Here is an 18,503-nt window from a genome sequence, read left to right on the forward strand (position 1 = left end):
GTGCCTCTCGGGGTTGGCGTGACCGTGCGTGGGTGTGACCGACCTTACATTTTCACGGACATAACATAGTCATAATTTACAACTCAATGGGTCTACGCAATGTGGCCACCATGGGCTACAGATAGCGCCGGGTTTCCAACACCGACCGGAACAGGGTGTTGGTGATCAACTCGTCAATCTTGAGGACACCCGAACGATACATCTCCAAGTACTTCGGGATATCTTCCTGCGGGCGAGCACTTCCATAGAAAGCGCCGGTCAGAATCTTTTGGCTGAGGGCGATCCCCTGCACGCTCAAGCTGGCTCTTACAGACGGGTCAGGAACGCCGAGCACTACGATCGTGCCGTCAACCCCCGCCATCTCCCAGGCTTGCTGCACCACATCGGTAGATCCCACCGACTCGATCACGTAGTCGGCGCCGAATCCGTCTGTGAGTGCCAGAACCTGCCCGACTACATCGCCGGCGGAGGGGTCGACGAGATCCGTTGCGCCGAACTTCCCTGCAAACTCTCGCTTCGAGGGAACCGGATCGACAGCGATAATCTTGGCGCTCCCGCGATACGCGCACCTTGGACGATATTGAATCCGACCCCTCCGCAACCGACCACAGCGACTGTCGATCCGGGCTGCACCTTTACTCGACGAAAGACTGCCCCGAGTCCTGTGGTGACGGCACACCCGACCACTGCAGCGACCTGAAAAGGTACGTCATTAGGTATTTGACTGCAGCGTTCCCTGGAATCACGACGGATTCGGCGATAGTGCCGACGCAACACATCTGACGCAGACCCGCGCCCTGCGGGTCGGTAGCACGCTCGGGCCCATCAGGTGCCAATGACTCGAACATGTATAGCCGACCCCAGGCGCAGAGCGTGGGTGTGCCGTTCATGCAGTACCTACCGACCGCAGTTCAAGACCGCAGATGTCGCAACGTGATCGCAGGGAACGACGTGAGTGTCGCGGGCTCCAACATGTTCGACCGTCCCCGCCCCCTCATGTCCCAGGACCATCGGGATTGGCCAGGGAAGAGCGCGGTCTGGACCGAGACGTCGCTATGACACAGTCCGGCCGCCCCCATCCGCACGAGAACGTCGTTGTCACCCAGAGCAGTTGTCTTGATGTCGCCAACCCTGTACTGGATTGCCCACTTCGTATACGACTGCCGCCTTCACGACACGACCTCTGTCGAATCGACGGACCCAACCACGTTGGACGGCTCGAAGATGATCGGCAGCGAGACCATGTGGCGAACGTTGGCGGTCTCGTATTCGGGCTTGAAGCCCTCGGGAACCGTGAATTCCGGGATTCGGGCCAGGAACTGCTCGTAGGCGACCCGCAAAATCAACTTTGCGAGATGTTGCCCGATGCAGAGATGATTTCCGCCACCGAATGCGAAGTGGCGGGTCGGCTTACGTTGGAGATCGACCTCGTCCGGTCGCTCGTAGATTTCCGGATCTCGACTCGCGGCGCCGAACGACATCAGGACACGATCGCCCGCCGCAATCTTGGTTCCGCCGACTTCGACATCTCGCATGGCTCGGCGTGCCATATTGGGCGCTCCCATGAACATGCGGAGAAATTCGTCGATTGCACGCGGAAGTTGCGACGGGTCTTCGACAAGTCGCTGTCGATCAACTGGATGCGTGGCGAGGTGGTGGAGCCCACCGGTGATGGCGAATCCGGTGGTGCCGATGCCGCCGATGGTTAGCTGGCACATTGTGCCTACCTTGTCCATCCACTCGTATCCTTCGTGCTCGAAGGCGAGCAGCGCATCGATCAGGTCGCCGCGGGACGGCTCCTTCGACCGTTGACGGAGGTACTCGTCGATCTTGGCGATGCCGCGGCCGAAGTTTTCTGCCCGTTCTTCGGCTGGCCCCGACAGGCTGAAGACTTCGAGGAGATAGGGCATGTCGGCAGGATCCATTCCTGCTACCTCTACCGAGAAGACCGCTTGTGGAAGAGCATTCGCGAAATCAACGACATCAGTCTCACCCTGCGTGATGAACGTATCGATCAGCCTGTCGGCATGTCCCCGAATCTTGTCCTCGAGCCCCTTTACAGCCCTGGGGCGAAGGAAGGGTTCGAGAGCGGCGCGAAGTTCGGTGTGCAGGGGTGGATCGGACTCGCCCGGCGCGAAGTACGGCATCTCGGCGGGCCGGTTGACCATGAAGCCGTCAGAAGCGGAGAACGTCTCCCAATCCTTTACGGCGTTGGCGACATCATCATGCCGATAGAGGACCCAGTAACCCTCGCCCACCTCGCTGCGGGCAACGGGGCATCCCCCCTGGTGCATCGCGGAAATCACGTCGTCCCAGCGTTCGTTGATTTCCGGATCATTGAGGTCGAAGTCGGTGTCAATCCTTCGGCGTAGCGGTTCAGTGCTCATTTTTCCTCTTCGATTGGGCTTCAGGAGCAGAGTGGTGTGCGAGGCCCGACTGAGGTCCGGGCCAGATCCCGCTGGTCGTCTTGCGGGTCTGTGATGAACGACACTGCCAAGAAGTAGCGTAACCATAAGCATATTATTTAGGCAAGTGCGACTCGAGATCAGTGCTCGACCGGCAGCTATCAGCACCTACCAGATGGAGAAGTCGGTGCGGGCAGAGGTGGCAGGACCAACCCGTACGACATCTGCGCGAACGTCCACGCTCGTGGCTCCCGTCGAATCGGGAAATACCGCGGCAGCGTGAGTTTCTCCGATATGGCCAGCACGATCGTCGGAGTCAGGGTGGGCGCGATCGTCGGTGAAGTTGCGTGCGCCGAACAGGTCCCGAGGTCGAGGATTACGCCCTCGTGGGTCCTGGAGCCGAACCTGCCGGCCCAGAGGCCGTCGGTAATAGGACCGCGGGAACTCTGACTGTTGACAGCTCGACAAACCAGAGTAATTATATGCACATTAGATGGGTTGCCTGGATCACAGGAGGATCTTTCGTTCGTCGACGGACTCGCGCCGGGTATGGCGCGCCTGACCAGCCGCGAGGCCGGCGATCGTTTGCCGTCCGATTTTTCCTACAACAGCCCACGGAACCGAGGAACTCATGCCAGACATCCAAGAGGCGGAGCGGTGGCACCGTCGTGAAGAGACGTCCGAAGCGACGGCCCCATCCCCGACGGAGCATTCGAGCAGTCCTCTGCCACCCACCATGTTCAGCGGCGACTCGGAGATGATCACCGGTCGAGTTTCCCCGTCTCCCGCTGAGCTGGATCCGGAATCTGCGTGCCCGATGTTCTCCGATTGCGATGGCGTACCGGGCACGGAGTGGGCGGCCCGGCCAAATCTCCTACCGCGAAGTAAGAAAGGCGAGTCTGTGCTTCACGATTCAGGTATCAAATATTCTTCTCCGGCGTCGCTGCGTAAGATTGCGATCGCGTCGACGATAGGGAATCTCATTGAGATCTTTGATTTCATTGTCTATTCCTTCATTGCTGCCCTCGTTTTCGGCCATCTTTTCTTTCCCGGCGAAGAGCCCTGGATCGGTACGTTGGTTGCGATCTCTACGCAGGGAGTCGCGTTCGTCGCCAGACCCGTCGGGGCGGTGTTGTTCGGGTGGGTAGGTGACAGATTCGGTAGACGAGTCGGGCTGATTTCCACACTGGGCTTGATGGGCTTTTCCACTCTCGCCCTCGGGTTGATGCCTACCTACAGCACCATCGGTGCTCTAGCACCCATCCTGCTCATCAGTGTCCGCCTGATTCAGGGTCTCGCCTACGGCGGGGAGTGGGGCGGGGCAATACTTATCGCTGTCGAGCATGCCCCGCCCGAGAAGAAGACGATCCTCGGCGCACTCCCCCAGGTGGGCGCGACGCTGGGCGTCGGTCTCGCGGCCGCATCGTTGCTCATCATCAGCAATGCCGTCGGCCCGGAACTGTTCGCATCCTGGGGATGGCGCGTCCCATTCCTTCTGGGTGCCGTCCTGATCATCATCGGGTTGTTCATCCGTACTCGTATCGAAGAGACTCCCGAGTTCCAGCATGCGTTGGACAACCCCTCCGAGGAGAACCTACGCGCAGGACTGGGGGTGACTCTCCGTGAGGGTTGGCGTCCCATTCTTGCGATGATCTTGGTCTGGCAGGCAGCGGCAATTGCAGTGCTGTTCTTCTGCACGGGACTCCTCGCATACGTACCCCGCTACGTCGATGGCGTCACGGCCACCGACGTCCAGATCGGTATGGTGATCGCGACCATCGCCGTTGTTCCGGTGACGGTGGGATCCGCGTATCTCGGCAAGAGAATAGGGAAGGAAAAGGTCCTGCTGCTTGCGGGAGCACTCTCGGTGGGGTGGGCATTTCCTGGGTACGCGCTCATCACATCTGGAGACCCAGTCCTTCTTTGGGTGGCCATGACCATCGGACTGATCAATTACGGTCTGACCAATGGGGTCATCGGGGCCACGATGACTGAAAACTTTCCGGTGCGAGTCCGATACCTGGGCGTGTCCTTGTCCTTCGCGGTTGCCAGCATCATCGGCGGTGCGGTCCTTCCCATTCCCACACTCGCGTGGGTGGCGGAGCTCGATGGTTCGTCGATGCCCCTCGCGCTGACCTTCCTTGGTGGTGGGATTCTGACCGTCGCCGGAGCGCTGTGGATAACGCGGCTCCCCAAGTATCTGAGCTCCACCTCAGATGGCGCGTTCGATAATGACGTGCCGGAATCTTCTGCTGTACGCGGTTGAGTGAGGCGGGTTCGGCTCCACTCCATGAGCCGAACCCGCGACGTGTCCGACGGCTTCCTACGAAGCCCCCAACGCTTGGTCGCGGCCGCATGACCGCGCACCTTGATCATAGAAAGTGGTGCAACAACAATGGATAATCTTGCAATCGTGGGCGATCGCGCAACGTCGTGGCTTCCGCCGGCGGACTGGGTGCCTGCACTATCGGCACGACACCCCGAATTCGCCGAGGGAATCGCACGAATCGGAGACGTGATCGCCGAAGACGGGGCGGTGCCGAAGCCGTACAAGATGCTGTTCATTGCGACCATCGCAGCGGTGAAGCGCGACCGGGAGCTTGTGGCTCATTTCTTGCGGATTGCCCTCGAGAGTGGACTTCCCCGAGACCAGGCCGAAAGCGCCGCCGTGGGCGTCCTGATCTCGCGAGGCGTAGTCCCCCATCAGCTCCTTACGGAGAGCATCGCAGCTCACTACGGCGAAGCTGTCGAGGCGAGTCCGGGCGGCGACAGCACCGAGGTAGACGACCTGGACGTCGACGCGTCCAAGGCGTATTTCGAACAGTACTTCGGGTTCATCCCGGACTACATTGAGCTTCTTGCGAACGCCGCCCCGAAGGCCCTGGAAGGGTACACACTCATGCGCAAGGTTGCGCTCGACGGAACGGCGATGCCAAGCAAATACATGGAATTACTGTTGTGTGCCGTCAACGCAGCCGAGTATCAGACCCGATTCGTCATGATCCACGCCCGTGGTGCGCGACGGTCCGGAGCGACGGAATCCGAGTTGGTCGAATCCTGTTTGACTGCACTTCCATTCGCAGGCGTGGCTTCCTGGTTGCCCGCTGCGGACGGAATAATTCAATCGCGTACAGACAGCTGACGTCGGAGGCTACACAAGTCGACTCAGCCGACCAACGTCTTCCGAAAAGTACGTGGTGCGCAACGCTCGGCAGTTCGTAGACAAGGCATACGCTGGACGGGCGAGCCCGCAACCTCCCGACAGAGGTTGCGGGCCGCTTTCGGCCAGTGCACAGATGAACACATCCCAGGAAGAATGGTGGCCAGGTCGACTCCGGTCGTAGCCGTCCACCCGTGCAGCGGTTGACACTCCTACATGACCTGTTCGACTGGGACAGCCAGCCGCCTACACCCAGAATAGCTGGACTACTTCTGGCGTCACCGAGGATTTTTCGTTTGGAGCTCTCGCCATTAGGGTACATTTGCCGACCGAGCCTTCCGGCCGGCGGTGCCTTCGCGGACACGGGCGCCGTTACGGCCTGAACCGCGGCTCGTCGTCGGACGGCCGATCGCACCGGCGCCTTCGCCTCGGTTCGGCGGCTGGTCTTCACTGGGCCTGGAAACGGTCCATGGTCTCGGTAAGGTGGTGGGCACTCATCGGCGGTCTCGGTAAGGTGGTGGGCACTCATCGGCGCCGCGAGATCATCCGCGCCGGGGCGAAGTCCCGCGATCATGATGGCCATGATCCGGCGCCACCCGGTGTCGGTGACGCCGGGTGTTGTCGTGACGACGCCCCGCACGGACCAGAAGATGAGATCGAGGTCGGCGTCGGTGGCATCTTCGCGGATGCGGCCGTGCTGTTTGGCTCGGGCCAGGAGTTCGAACAGAATCCGTCGATACTCGTCCCGCAAACTCGTGGTCTCTCGTCGTTCCACATGCGAGACAGGCATCCGCGGTTCGACGCGTAGTAAACTCGCCCACCGCTGATGCAGGCGACGATTGCCCTCGTCCCCACGCGCCCGGGCAGCGGCCGGGGCAGATCCCACCGTGACCGCATGCCCGCACCGACGTGATACGTCGGGTGATCGCGCCCTGCACTCGCGACGAACCGGATGAGTATTCCGAGGGCACCAGACCGACGAATGATTCGATGGTGTTGCCGGTGAAGGGGTTCCAGTCACCGATCTCCACGGCCAATGCGAACGGTCAAGGTGCTCACCCCGCGCAGGCAGCACATCCTGCGGACGATCGGGGTGAACTCGCTCGATGTGGCCATTTCCTCGATCGCTGTGTCGAGACGTCGACGGCGGGCAAGCATCGTCAGTATATGGTCGTAGTCGGCGTCGAACACCATCCGCGTCGCGGGCGAGGTCAACTGTGTTGCTACGGGAGCAGAACAGCCGGCTCAAACGGCTGCTTGCCGGGCATCCGGGTCGTTCGGGCGTCTGCGCCAAGAGCAGCCGTCGGTGGGCGGATCGGGATAGCCCAACCACTCTGCGCGCGAATCGCTCCTACATCTGCATGGTACCGGTGAGCAGGGTGATCGGCGGCGCGTTTGGCGGTCGGGCTCAGAATTTCCCTTTGCGGTCTCCTGCAACGCGTCCTTCTCCAACTCGGCGTCCCCTGCAGTCCTTCTTCTTTCCACAGGCGGTGCACCTTCTTCTTGTTCACCTCGATGCCCTTGTCGTAGCGCAGCCACGCCCACGCTCGACGGAAACCGTGCCGCGGATGCTGACGGGGTACTGCGCAGTTCAGAGCGCAGATCCGCGGCGGTCTCCGCGCCGCAAACGGGCCGGGCAGGTCCTCGGTGCCGATCGTCGATGCGGATGCTCCGAATGTGGTGTGGGCATAGGATTTCCAGTTCGACTCGACCATCGAGGGCAAGACGGTGAAGATCGCGTGGATGGTCGAGGAACACACCCGGATGTCGTTGCTGAACATCGTGGACCCTCGATCACCGCTGACCGGTTGATCGAGTGGTTAAAGAAGGCGTTCGCGATGTGGGGTGGGCGCCGTTCGTGCTGCGCATGGACAACGGGTCCGAGTTCATCTCCGAAGCCCTGCGATCCTTCTGTGCAGGATCGGTGGGGGTTTCCTACATCCCACCAGGTACGCCATGCAACAACGGTTCATCGAGTCGTTCAACAACCGGTTGCGCGATGAGTGCCTGAACCGCAACTACTGGCCTACCCTGCTAAAGCCCGCGTGGTGATCGCGGACTTCAAGGACGACCACAACCATCGACACCGGCATTCGGCGCTGGGCTACAAGTCCCCTGCTCAGTACGCTGCCGGGTGCACCCACAAGCACCAGCCTGTGGCGTGCGAGATCGACTGATCGACCTGCAAGTAGGAACCGGCTCTAGACCGACTATCGGGGACCTGCCAAAGTCATCCGTTGGGCGTTACCTGCCTCGTAGCGTGGGATGAATCCATCAGGAATGGTGAATTCGCCGACCTGATCAAGAATTACTCGAAGCCGATACGAGCATTGCCTGGCCAGGGTAGCCCCGATACGGGCGCACGCCCGCGCCACACCTCAGGTGCTTGAAATTCGCAATCGACCTCGAGAATATTCGGGCGCAAGAATCGCGGTTACCCTTGGAGCGCTTCTACGACCGCGTCCGTGTCAAGCACTTGAGCATAGTAGATCGCGAGATTCAGTAGGGTCGCATTATGCTCCTCGTCCGACATCGCAGACGTGGCGTCGGAGACGAACACGACGTTGAAACCGTACTGGAAGGCATCTCGAGCCAGGCAGTCGCAACACCCGTTACTCGCCACCCCCGTGATGATCACGGTCTTTATACCCCGCTGCTCAAGAGTTTGCTGCAGCTGTGTGTCGGCGAGCGGGTGTAGCGGGCTCGAAACACGCTTTACCATCCGCACATCGCCCGGTCCAACGACAAGATCGGGGTGAAGCTCGTACGAGGGGCTGCCTAACATCAGTGCCTGTTCGGTGAGCGGTTGATTCGGCATGACCTCGTCGGGCGGGCCATACGAATGCTGCATAATCACCACCACCCCGCCGCTATCGCGAACTGCCGCATTCACCCGATTTGCGTTCACCAGAGCGTCTCGGGCGTGTTCAGTTGCCATCGGTTCGCCGTCTGCAACAAAAAAGTTCTGGAAGTCGACCGTAATCACAGCGGTCGTCGCCGGTTCGATCGGCTTATTGAGACCCATTGCACGGCCTCGTGCAATCGCAGAATTGGGAAGATTTATGGTATGCATTTCTTAACTCCTTGCCGAGGTGGACTGACTACAGCGTGGCATCGATGACTGCTTTGACAGTCTCCCCGCTCCCGACGGCCCGAAGTGCTGCTTCGGTGTCGGCGATCTTGAATCGGTGCGAAACTAGATCGGCGAGAGGAAAGCGATCTTGCAGCTTGCGCGCTAATTGGACTGCGTAATAGTAATGCTTGATCTTGGGGAACGTTGCGCCGCCAATCGACTTGTTCCGCCAAGAAATGTCGCCGGGATGCACATCGGTGCGACCGACATCGCCCAACAGACCGAGCACGACATAAGTACCGTTCACACCCGTCAGATCCGAACCCTCCACGAAGGCTGGAAGTGCGCCCGTTGCCTCAACCACAACGGTTGGGCCAGTGGGGCCAGCGAGTTCGTAGATTGCCGCGCGACGCTCCTCGGCAGTGGTCATCGACAGATCGAGCGTTGCCGTCGCGCCCATGGTGCGCGCTACCTCGAGCTTCGCGGCAACAGAGTCGAGCACTACCACGTTGCTCGCCCCTGACACCGATGCCATCATCGCGGTCGCCAAACCGACAGGTCCAGCACCCTGGATCACTACCGTTTCCCCGGGCCGTACGGGTCGAACCTGATCAAAGGCCTTCAGCGCTGTCGGCAGCGCACACCCCATCGCCGCGAGTGCGACCGGGTCGGTACCGTCCAGCAACTTGTAGAAAGGCTGACGCGCCGGCAACCAGATTCGCTCCTGGAAGGTGCCCCAATTCGGCTTCTCGGCATCCTCGAAGAACGAGGACTTTTCACACGGAGTCTGCTCCAGCACGGTGCATGTGTAGCACGCACCGCACAATGCAATGGGAGCCCAATACACAAGGTCGCCGACTGAAACAGTCTGCCCCGCATAGTCCGTTGAGACCCCGGCGCCGAGAGTGGCGATCCGGCCGACACCCTCGTGCCCAAGAATTACCGAAATAGGAAGGGCACCGGCCTGGCCCTCGTATAGGTGCACGTCGCTCCCACACACGCCAGACAGCATCATCTCAATGGAGATTCCGCCTGGGACGGCATCAGGAGTTCCGACATCACGAATCTCCAACTTGCCCGGCCCATGCAGGACAGCAGCCAGATTTGTCACAACGTCTCCTTTTTCATGATGTGCATCACAACGACGTTAAACATACTTAATATTGCGATATTTATCAAGGGTTCCGTCCGACTCGTTTCGCAAGAGTTGACCTAGCGCGCATTGATGACCATGGGCTCTATGCCGCTGAGGTGTCTTGTAAGGCTTACGCTTCTGGCAGACCTGGGATCGTGAGTCGCCGGTGTTCCACCACGGCGGCAATGAGGAGCGCACCCAGTCATATACGTAAAGGACGCGTCGATCACCACCTTGCCCACTCCGACCACCGAACCTTGTCGGCCTCGAGTGGCCAGGTGCACAGAAAGTCGGGATGACCACGCAACCAACTGTCAACTTTCATCAGCGCATCCGCGGTTCGGCGGGATTCGCATCTACGATGGTGGCTGTGGCTACCCTGCGGCGGGTGCCCAGGGTCAGACGCTGCACTCCCCTGCCCATCGGCTGCGGACTCATCCAGTTCCGCAGTTGCGGAGTCGAAGGTCGGCAATCGGCGCATGCCGACTGTGCCTGCAATGGCAGCACACCTCCGATCGCAAGGTCCACGGGGAGGGAGAACGTGGAACCTCCAGCGGCCTTCGTCCACGCCAGCGCCGGTATGGAAAAAGAGGGCACTGCCAAGCACATTCGCGACTGCAAACGAAAACCACACCCCTGTGTAGCGCTGCTCGACCGGAAATGCTGTCTCATCGTTGCCCCGATGACGCCATTTGTCAGTCCATACGTCAGTAGTCCGACGGTCATCGACACCACCAACAGCACGGTGTCCGAGACCGATCAACCAATCTCCGGGAAAGACCCAGACAACAGCGAATATGCCGGTCCCCAGCAGTACTTTCCGATAGCTTCACACTCGATCCGATGCGCACCGAGAGCAAGGTCGCTGGAACTACGAACACTGCCGCGACCCGAGCGGGCGGTCGGTCAGCTTCCGATGAAGTGCGCCGGCCGCTTCTCGGTCAGAGCACGCCGGGCCTCGCGGGAATCCTCGGTCGACATGACGACTGCGTGGTGGGAGGAGATGAGGTCGAGCGCCGTTCGCAGGTCGTGCTTCTCGCCCAGTTTCGCGCTGCGCTTGATCATCTGCACCGCGACGGGGGGCTGACGAGCTATGTCGGTGGCCAACGCACGTATCGCCTCGTCCAATTGGTCGTCGGGGTGGACGGCACTGACCAGCCCCAGGGAGAACGCTTCTTGCGCGGCGACGACTTTCCCGGTCCACATCAGCTGCAGGGCGGTCGCGGTGCCGACGATGCGAGGAAGCAGATAGCATCCTCCGTCACCGGGAACAAGGCCCACCCGGATGTAGGCCTGGGAGAACCGGGCGGACTCGGAGGCCAACCGGATATCGGTGAGCAGTGCCATGTCCATCCCTGCACCGAACGCGTCCCCGGAGACTGCGGCCAGGTAGGGCTTGCTGAGCGCCTCAGCAGCGTGAGCGACCCGGTGCACGTGTTGGGTCAGGAGGTTCTTGGCGCCGAGGGGTGTTGGTTCGATGCTGTCGAGCACCGTGAGATCGACACCCGAGCAGAACGATCCCCCGGCTCCGGTCAGGACGACGACGCGGACATTGGGATCATGTTCGGCCTCGATCAGTGCGTTCGCCCAGGTGTCGATCATTTCCAAGGTGAAGGCGTTCTTGCGCTGCGGCCGGTTGAGTGTGATGGTGGCGATGTGGTCGGCCACTGCATAGTCGATGTCTGCCATGGTGGTTCCTTCGGTGGGTGCGGCGATTGGTCCGATGTCTACGGTCAGTCTGCGGCGCCGAGAACGAGAACGTTGTAGTACTGGGCACCGGATCCGGCACCGGCAACCAGACCGGTCCGGACTCCGGGCACCTGCCTGCTGCCACCGTTCCCACGGATTTGGCGGACGGCTTCGATGATCTTCAAGGTCGGTGCACCCCAACCGATGTGGCTGAAGGACATGACACCACCATCGGTGCAGGTGGGTAGTCCTCCGTCGATTCCGATTCCGGTGTCGAGCGCGAAGGGTCCGCCGTCACCTTGTTTGCAGAAACCGAGGGCTTCGTATTGCCGGAGGACTTCGGCGGAGTTGACGTCGTACAACTGGACGAAGTCGAGGTCCTGTGGTTCGAGGCCGGCGGCGTGGTAGGCGCGGCGGGAGGCATCGGCTCCGATCATCCAGACGTCGTCGTACCGGGGTGGGTCGACATACTGCTGGCGCATCCATTCGGCGCCGCCGCCGAGGATGCGGACCGGTGTGGACGGGAGGTCACGGGCCCGATCCATCGATGTCACGACCAGTGCTGCGGCGCCTTCGTTGGCCAGGCATACTTCCAGCCGGGTGAAGGGATCGACGAGCTTCGGTGCAGCGAGGACGTCCTCGGCGGTGTACGGGCCGCGCCCGGCCATCACGGCATCGGGATTCGACGATCCGGTGTTGCGGATGGTGGCGGCGACTTCGGCCATCGCCTCGCGTGCATGCGGGTACTCGTGCAGGTAGCGCTGGGCGACGAGCGCGAATTGGGCCGTGGTGAACGATCCGAAGGGTTCGACGAATTCGTTCGCGGGTCGGGTGTAGGACGCAACCCGGCCGGCTTCGGCGCTCATCACCCCGGCTTGGCCGCCGGTGATCAGCACCGTGTGGCACTGCCCTGTCGCGATCGCGGCGGCGGCGTCGAGGACCGCGGGCACTCCCTGTGGGTAGGTGTCCCCGATCCAGCGCACCGGAATTCCCAGTAGACCGGCCCAGTCGGCCGATCCGGGCTGGAAGACGGTGCCACCAGGGCCTGGCCAGCGGGCGCAGATGCCGTCGACCTCGGTCCGATCGATGCCGGCGTCGGCGAGGGCCGCCTTGGCTGCGTGCACGCTGGCGGTCAGCGAGTTCATCTCGAGACGCCGGGCCTGCTGGGTCATGCCGACGCCGACGACGGCGATGTCGTGAAAGGGGTGGTGGGCCATCATGACACGCCGGCCGGGGACGCCAACTTCTCCCGCACTTGGGCTTTCGTGATCTTGCCGACCGCATTACGGGGGAGCTCGTCCCACACCTCGATACGTTCGGGGACCTTGATACTCGGCAGGCCGTGTTCTCGGCACCATTGCCTGAGTTCCTCGGCCGAGGGGGATTGTGGGCCCCTCGCGACGACGACAGCGGCGATCGCCTCACCCCATTCGGGGTCGTCGAGGCCGACGACGGCGGCCTCACGGACCTGCTCGTGCAGGGTCAGCACATTCTCGATCTCGGTGGGCGCGATGTTGAATCCGCCGCGAATGATGAGGTCCTTCTTCCGGCCCACGATCTTCAGATAGCCGTCGGAGGCCCATTGTCCGATGTCACCGGAATGCATCCAACCGTCGAGGAGCACCTCCGCGGTCCGCTCGGGTTCGCGGTAGTAGCCGACCATTGTGTACGGGGTGCCGAACACGATCTCGCCGCGCTCCCCCGGTGGTACGTCGGCTCCGGTGTCGTCGATCAGGCGCACCATCACGGCCATCGACTCTTTGCCGCAGGTGGAGAACAATTCCGGGTGTCCGGCCGCCGCGAGGGCGTGGTCGCTCTTGCGGAGCATGGTGCCGATCGAGGCGATCTCCGCCATGCCGTACAACTGCACGAAGATCGGTCCGAACCGCTCGACGAGGGCTGCCACCCGGTCCGGGGCGATCGGCGCAGATCCGTAGCCGATCGTCTGCAGGGTCGGGATGGTGTCGGGGCCGTACTCGGATTCGAGGAGTCTGATCAGCATGGTGGGTACCAGGAAGGTGTGGGTGACCGCGTTCGACTGCACGTCCTCGACGAACCGTTCGGGCTTGAATCCACGGGAGTCCGAGAATCCGATCGCCCCGCCGAGCAGCGTCAGCGGTGCAAGGGTGATCTGCATGCTGGAGTTGTGAGGGATGGTGATCATCCACCGCGTCTGCGGGGTGAGTTCGTATTCGATCGCGGCCACCGCGGCGTGCTGCAGGGTGGCGCCGACGCTGAAGAGGATGCCCTTCGGTCGTCCGGTCGTGCCGCTCGAGTACACGATGCAGAAGTCGTCGTCCGGGCCCACCTGCCGCTCGATCGCCGGTGTGATCTCTGACGCGGCGCTCAATTGGGTCTCGTACTGGGTCGGATCGTCGATATCGACTACGACGATGTCGGTGCCGTCGGTGAGCTGCCGGGCCATCGGTGCCAGTTCAGAGTCGGCGAGAATGACTTTGGGATCGCTGTTGGTGAAGATGTCGGCGTATTCGGGCTCACCCAGCCGGAAGTTCAGGCCGACGTAGACGGCGCCCGCCTTGGCGCAGCCGCCGACGAGTTCGAGCACCTCCATGCGGTTGGCGACCAGCACGGCGACGCGATCGCCGCGGGCCACTCCGTAGCGGTCGATCAGGAGGTTGGCCAGGCGGTTGGCGCGGTCGTTGACCTGCGCCCAGGTGCGCGACCGCGTGCCGGCGAAGCAGGCGAGGGCGTCGGGTTCCCGGCGGGCGTTTCTGCTAAAGGCGAGTCCGATGTTCATCGCGGGTCCTCTGTGTCGATGGTATGGAAGGCGGGGAAGGTCCAGTTCTCGTCGATGTCGACGAAGGTCACTTCCACGCGTGCGCCGATCGGCGTCGGCTCGTCCCCCGTGGTGACGATGTTGGTGAGCAGTTGCCATCCCTCGTCCATCTCGACGATCGCCAACTCGTACGGGGCCGGCAGCGCCGGGGACGGCGACCGATGAACGACCGTGCTGCTGTACACGATTCCGCGGCCGGTGCTGGTCTGGTAACTCCACTCCTCGCCGAGACAATGCGGGCAGATCAGCTGGGGGGTGAAGAAGCTGCGCGAGCAGTCGTCGCAGACGGGACGGACCAGGCGGCGCTCACGAGCGGCCGCCCAGAACGGTGCTGTCAATTCGCCAGGCGTGGGAAGCGGCCGCGCATGGTGCACCTCGATCATCGGCCACCGACGAGGAGCAGATGAGCGGCTTGGGCGACCGGCATGCCGATGGTGACACCGCGGTCGCGGGCCGGTCCGTTGCAGGCGCTGATCGACCCTTCGCGGTAGCCGCGGAACGCGTCCCCGATCGGCGCCGTCCGTCCGTCGATACACGCACCGGCCAGTCCGGCGTCCTCGGCGGTGCGCAGGCCGACGATGCCGGACTCGTTCTTCGACATGCCTCCGTCGTGGCAGATGAAGGCCCACGGATCGGCTTCGAGCAGGAACTTCGCGCCACTGCGCCCTGTGTGGCCCGCAGTCACCATGACGCTGCGGCCGGCGTCCTCCGGCAACGCCCAGACGATGGAATCGGTGACGACGATTCTTCGGCCGTCCTCGAGCTCCTCGACGACTTCCCGCCGAATTTTGTTCCCCACGGCGGTGTCGGTCAATTCCTTGTCCCGCAACAGTTCGGCGGCCTCGCGAACGGGCATCCCGACCGACACGCCCAAGCTCTCGGCGTGGTAGTTCACATGAGAAATCAGGCCGTTGTCGTAGAGATCGCGTCCGTTGCCCATCTCCACGGTCATCCCGTCCGCGGTCGCAGCAGGAATACCCAGCGCCTCCAGGTACCAGAGCCCGGCGATCCCGGCCCCGTCCTTGCCGACACAGGCGTCGTGCCCGATGACCCCGCGGGGTCGGTGGATGGCACACATGCGGGCCGGAAGGACACCGATGTACGACGCCGGTAGGACGACATCCCGATCCGTGTTCCGCTCATCTACCCAGCGGGCCGAGTCCATGATGATGATCCGTCGCCCGTCACGCTCGGCAACCACTTCCTGGGGATGGTCCTTTTCCCGCTCCAGCAGGGTCTCGCCCACGTCAGTTCTCCTCGCCAGTTCGCTACTCGTCACACACGTAGATCAATATGTGGTGATATCATAGGCATATTTAGGCGCCCTTGAGAAGAGCTTCCGCAAACAGATTCCCCGCCCGCACCCTGCAAGGGACGCGGGCAGGCCGCCGATCAGCAAGAGTCTCGACTCGAGTCTCGACCGGCAACACTAATCATGCTTATATTAATTACGTTAATCCGGAGCTTCTGCCAAACAGGGGCGACTTGGGCTTCGAGACGGAGGAAATCGTATGAATCTGGATGGAACATCCGCGCTGGTCACGGGAGGTGCGTCGGGCCTGGGGTTGGCCAGCGCGCGCGCACTGGCCAAACGGGGCGCGCACGTGACGCTCCTGGACTTACCCACGTCCGCCGGAGAGGCGGTGGCCGCAAGCTTCGGTGGCAGCGCCAGCTTCGCAGCCGGCGACGTCACCGACGAGGAAACGGTGTCGGCCGCCCTTGACGCCGCGCAATCCCACGGCCCCCTGCGTGCGGTGGTGCACTGCGCCGGACGGAGTCATACGATGCGCATCCTGAACAAGGAAGGGCAACCCAACCCGCTCGAGAACTACGCAGGAGTGATCCAAACCAATCTCATCGGCTCCTATAATGTGCTGCGGCTCAGTGCCGCCCGGATGGTGAGCAACGAACCCCTCGACGGGGATCGCGGCGCGATTGTGATGACGGCATCGGTTGCGGCCTGGGAGGGCCAGGTGGGGCAGATTCCCTACGCTTCGTCGAAGGCAGGCGTGGTCGGTATGACGATCGTCGCCGCACGAGACCTCGCCACTCATCAGATCCGGGTCGCGACGATCGCACCCGGCATCTTCGACACCCCTCTACTCGCACGGCTGCCCGAGAACGTGCGCGAGAAGCTCGGACAGTCGGTACCGCACCCCAGCCGTCTCGGTGATCCGGCGGAATTCGGCGCACTCGCCGTCCACATCATGGAGAACTCCATGATCAACGGTGAAACCATCCGCCTCGATGGCGCGATTCGGATGGCGCCGCGATGAGCACCACCGAGGCCCCGGCATCACTGGCGATCGATAGTCCGACGGACGGGGTCGTCGTCCTCACGATTAACCGGCCGGCGGCCCGTAACGCGGTCGACCTGGCCACCGCTCGGGCCATCAGCGGCGCCCTCGACGCACTCGACGACGACCCGAACTGCCGCGTCATCGTGCTGACCGGCGCGGGCGGACATTTCTCGGCGGGAATGGACCTCAAGGCGTTCCGCGCGACGGGGGAACGTCCCGTCGACGACAAGCGGGGACCATTCGGCCTGGTCCGCATGCCGCCGATAACCCCGCTCATCGCCGCTGTCGAGGGAGCTGCCGTGGGAGGGGGGTTCGAGATCGCGTTGTCGTGCGATCTCATCGTGGCCGCCGAGGACGCGGTGTTCGGGCTCCCCGAGGTGCAGCGCGGACTTACCGCCGCCGGCGGCGGCCTGTTGCGGCTGCCGTCGCGCATCCCATACCACCTTGCCATGGAGGCCGCCCTGACCGGACGGCGTCTGACCGCTCGGTGGTGCGCCGAACATGGCCTTGTCAACAAAATCGCTGCGCCCGGCGGCGCCCTCGATACGGCCATTGATCTCGCCGAGGAAATTGGTCGCAACGGCCCCTTAGCCGTACAGGCCTCGAAGAAGGTGATCATCGAGTCCGGCAGCTGGGCCACCGATGAGGCGTTCGAGCGTCAAGAAGCCATCGTCGACCCGATTCGCCACTCCGCCGACGCACGCGAAGGTGCGACTGCTTTCGCCGAGAAGCGGAAGCCGATCTGGTCCGGTCGATGACAGTCGCGGCAGGCTACAGACCAGCGCATCCCCGGACGGAGCTTGACGAACTGGGCGGCGGCGTAACCGAACTCGCGTTGCATCTGCGGGAACAACGGTCCCGTGCCCTGCAGCTACACCAGTGATATCAGGCCCAAGGAGCATCGGATGCTGGAAGCGAACGGCACTAGCATAGGCGTCACCCTGAACGACGTGACACCACAGACCTATGAGCCGCGGATGCCGCCGAAACGCGCCGAGGTGATCGCCCAGCGGATCGTCAAGGACATCCGGGCTCGCGGACTTCGTCCCGGTGAACCCCTGGCCACGGAAACCGACATGTGCGCCTCCCATATGGTCGGCCGGAGCACCCTGCGGGAGGGGCTGCGCATCCTCGAGCTTCTCGGGGTGGTCGAGATCCGTCCCGGGCGGGGCGGCGGGCCGATCGTGGCCACACCGAATTCCCGCCATCTCGCAAGCACTATGGCGTTATTGATGCAGTTCTCGGAGACCACATTCCGCTCCGTCATCGAGCTCCGGGGATACATCGAGCCCATCGCCGCATCGCTGTGCGCGGTACACCGGAGCGAGCAGACGGTCCGCGCCCTGCAGGAGTCGGTGGCCAACATGCGGGCCGACATCGACGACGAGGCCACCTTCCTGCACGAGAATCACCAGTTTCACACCCTCGTGGCCACCGGCGCCAACAATCCGTTGATCACCTACATTTCCAACTCCCTCGATTGGGTTCTCGACGGCGCGCCGCTGGGCGTGCAATACACCAGAAAAGCTCGCCGTTCGGTGCTCGCGGTGCACGAACTGATCTGCCGAACGGTTGAGGCAGGTCAACCCGCCGAGGCGGCGGAGGCGATGCGACGCCACGTGGCCGAGTCGGCTGCGTACTTCGAGACGAAGTACCCGAATGTCATGCAGCAAGTCGTTACGTGGGAAATGTACGGCCTCTGATGTTCTCCCGGACGAATAGCCCGCATCTCCCCACCTATGTGGGATACGGGCTATCCGTTTGCGGTGTGGATTCGGATGTCGGAGCCACGGCACACCAGAAACAGTGGTGTCCGGGCCGAAGGGGTCGTTGACCTCGACGGTATCGATCGTGTCGACAGGCGAGCTCGACGACGCCCACCGCAGCGCCCGCGGAGAACAGGGCCTGTGGCAGTGCGACCCCTACCTGCCCGCAGCCGCCAGG

Annotated in this window: 15 protein-coding genes and 3 pseudogenes; 5 read left to right on the forward strand and 13 right to left on the reverse strand. The window is 62.6% G+C overall.

The genetic code is table 11. The annotated features are described in order from the left end of the window. Nucleotides 1-115 precede the first annotated feature (115 nt). From HYG77_RS32345 to HYG77_RS32355, 3 genes are all read right to left on the reverse strand, one after another. Complete coding sequence (locus HYG77_RS32345; protein WP_244461450.1) at nucleotides 116-679, reverse strand: zinc-binding dehydrogenase; 564 nt, start codon at nucleotides 677-679, stop codon at nucleotides 116-118. A 218-nt stretch (nucleotides 680-897) separates the two neighbouring features. Then, nucleotides 898-1,011, reverse strand: a complete 114-nt coding sequence (locus tag HYG77_RS40090) for an alcohol dehydrogenase catalytic domain-containing protein (RefSeq protein ID WP_244461451.1) — start codon at nucleotides 1,009-1,011, stop codon at nucleotides 898-900. 158 nt (nucleotides 1,012-1,169) lie between these two features. Beyond that, nucleotides 1,170-2,387 carry a cytochrome P450 gene (locus HYG77_RS32355; RefSeq protein ID WP_208963736.1) on the reverse strand — a complete coding sequence of 406 codons (1,218 nt, stop codon included), beginning with the start codon at nucleotides 2,385-2,387 and terminating at the stop codon, nucleotides 1,170-1,172. Between the two features lie 835 nt (nucleotides 2,388-3,222). Here HYG77_RS32355 and HYG77_RS32360 point away from each other — a divergent pair. Together HYG77_RS32360 and HYG77_RS32365 are read left to right on the forward strand one after the other, a co-directional pair. Further along, the gene (locus HYG77_RS32360; protein ID WP_244461526.1) at nucleotides 3,223-4,671 is read left to right on the forward strand and encodes an MFS transporter; all 1,449 of its coding nucleotides are present in this window, start codon (nucleotides 3,223-3,225) and stop codon (nucleotides 4,669-4,671) included. 147 nt (nucleotides 4,672-4,818) lie between these two features. Then, nucleotides 4,819-5,547: a carboxymuconolactone decarboxylase family protein gene (locus HYG77_RS32365; protein ID WP_208963738.1), complete on the forward strand. Its 729-nt coding sequence runs from the start codon at nucleotides 4,819-4,821 to the stop codon at nucleotides 5,545-5,547. A gap of 538 nt (nucleotides 5,548-6,085) precedes the next feature. Here HYG77_RS32365 and HYG77_RS41025 read toward each other — a convergent pair. The 10 genes and pseudogenes from HYG77_RS41025 to HYG77_RS32415 all read right to left on the reverse strand — a co-directional run. Then, nucleotides 6,086-6,369 (reverse strand): annotated as a pseudogene (locus HYG77_RS41025) (TetR/AcrR family transcriptional regulator); the annotation flags it as partial. Between the two features lie 13 nt (nucleotides 6,370-6,382). Further along, nucleotides 6,383-6,789, reverse strand: a pseudogene (locus tag HYG77_RS32375) (transposase); the annotation flags it as partial. A gap of 242 nt (nucleotides 6,790-7,031) precedes the next feature. After that, nucleotides 7,032-7,133: pseudogene (locus HYG77_RS40095) on the reverse strand (transposase); the annotation flags it as partial. An 866-nt stretch (nucleotides 7,134-7,999) separates the two neighbouring features. Continuing rightward, complete coding sequence (locus HYG77_RS32385) at nucleotides 8,000-8,638, reverse strand: isochorismatase family cysteine hydrolase (protein ID WP_208963741.1); 639 nt, start codon at nucleotides 8,636-8,638, stop codon at nucleotides 8,000-8,002. 28 nt (nucleotides 8,639-8,666) lie between these two features. Next, entirely contained in the window at nucleotides 8,667-9,749 is a 1,083-nt protein-coding gene (locus HYG77_RS32390) for a zinc-binding dehydrogenase (protein WP_208963742.1), read from the reverse strand. Nucleotides 9,750-10,679: 930 nt separating this feature from the next. Beyond that, on the reverse strand, nucleotides 10,680-11,462 hold the full coding sequence (locus HYG77_RS32395) for an enoyl-CoA hydratase-related protein (RefSeq protein ID WP_208963743.1): 783 nt from the start codon (nucleotides 11,460-11,462) through the stop codon (nucleotides 10,680-10,682). Between the two features lie 44 nt (nucleotides 11,463-11,506). Continuing rightward, nucleotides 11,507-12,682, reverse strand: a complete 1,176-nt coding sequence (locus tag HYG77_RS32400) for a thiolase family protein (RefSeq protein WP_208963744.1) — start codon at nucleotides 12,680-12,682, stop codon at nucleotides 11,507-11,509. Continuing rightward, nucleotides 12,679-14,220 carry an AMP-binding protein gene (locus HYG77_RS32405; RefSeq protein ID WP_208963745.1) on the reverse strand — a complete coding sequence of 514 codons (1,542 nt, stop codon included), beginning with the start codon at nucleotides 14,218-14,220 and terminating at the stop codon, nucleotides 12,679-12,681. Before HYG77_RS32405 ends, HYG77_RS32400 begins: the two co-directional genes overlap by 4 nt. After that, nucleotides 14,217-14,642 carry an OB-fold domain-containing protein gene (locus HYG77_RS32410; protein ID WP_208963746.1) on the reverse strand — a complete coding sequence of 142 codons (426 nt, stop codon included), beginning with the start codon at nucleotides 14,640-14,642 and terminating at the stop codon, nucleotides 14,217-14,219. Before HYG77_RS32410 ends, HYG77_RS32405 begins: the two co-directional genes overlap by 4 nt. After that, nucleotides 14,639-15,505 (reverse strand): hypothetical protein, encoded by an 867-nt coding sequence (locus HYG77_RS32415; protein ID WP_208963747.1) that lies wholly within the window; start codon nucleotides 15,503-15,505, stop codon nucleotides 14,639-14,641. The genes HYG77_RS32410 and HYG77_RS32415 overlap by 4 nt, the downstream gene beginning before the upstream one ends. 265 nt (nucleotides 15,506-15,770) lie before the next feature. Between HYG77_RS32415 and HYG77_RS32420 the strand changes: the two genes are divergently transcribed. The 3 genes from HYG77_RS32420 to HYG77_RS32430 all read left to right on the forward strand — a co-directional run bounded on the left by HYG77_RS32420 (nucleotide 15,771) and on the right by HYG77_RS32430 (nucleotide 18,262). Then, entirely contained in the window at nucleotides 15,771-16,535 is a 765-nt protein-coding gene (locus HYG77_RS32420) for an SDR family NAD(P)-dependent oxidoreductase (RefSeq protein ID WP_208963748.1), read from the forward strand. Further along, a complete protein-coding gene (locus tag HYG77_RS32425; RefSeq protein WP_208963749.1) occupies nucleotides 16,532-17,317 on the forward strand; it encodes a crotonase/enoyl-CoA hydratase family protein in 786 nt (261 codons plus the stop codon). The genes HYG77_RS32420 and HYG77_RS32425 overlap by 4 nt, the downstream gene beginning before the upstream one ends. A 192-nt stretch (nucleotides 17,318-17,509) precedes the next feature. Further along, on the forward strand, nucleotides 17,510-18,262 hold the full coding sequence (locus HYG77_RS32430; RefSeq protein ID WP_208963750.1) for an FCD domain-containing protein: 753 nt from the start codon (nucleotides 17,510-17,512) through the stop codon (nucleotides 18,260-18,262). Nucleotides 18,263-18,503 lie beyond the last annotated feature (241 nt).

The sequence above is a fragment of the Rhodococcus sp. ZPP genome (assembly GCF_017656075.1).
Classification (GTDB): domain Bacteria; phylum Actinomycetota; class Actinomycetes; order Mycobacteriales; family Mycobacteriaceae; genus Rhodococcus_F; species Rhodococcus_F oxybenzonivorans.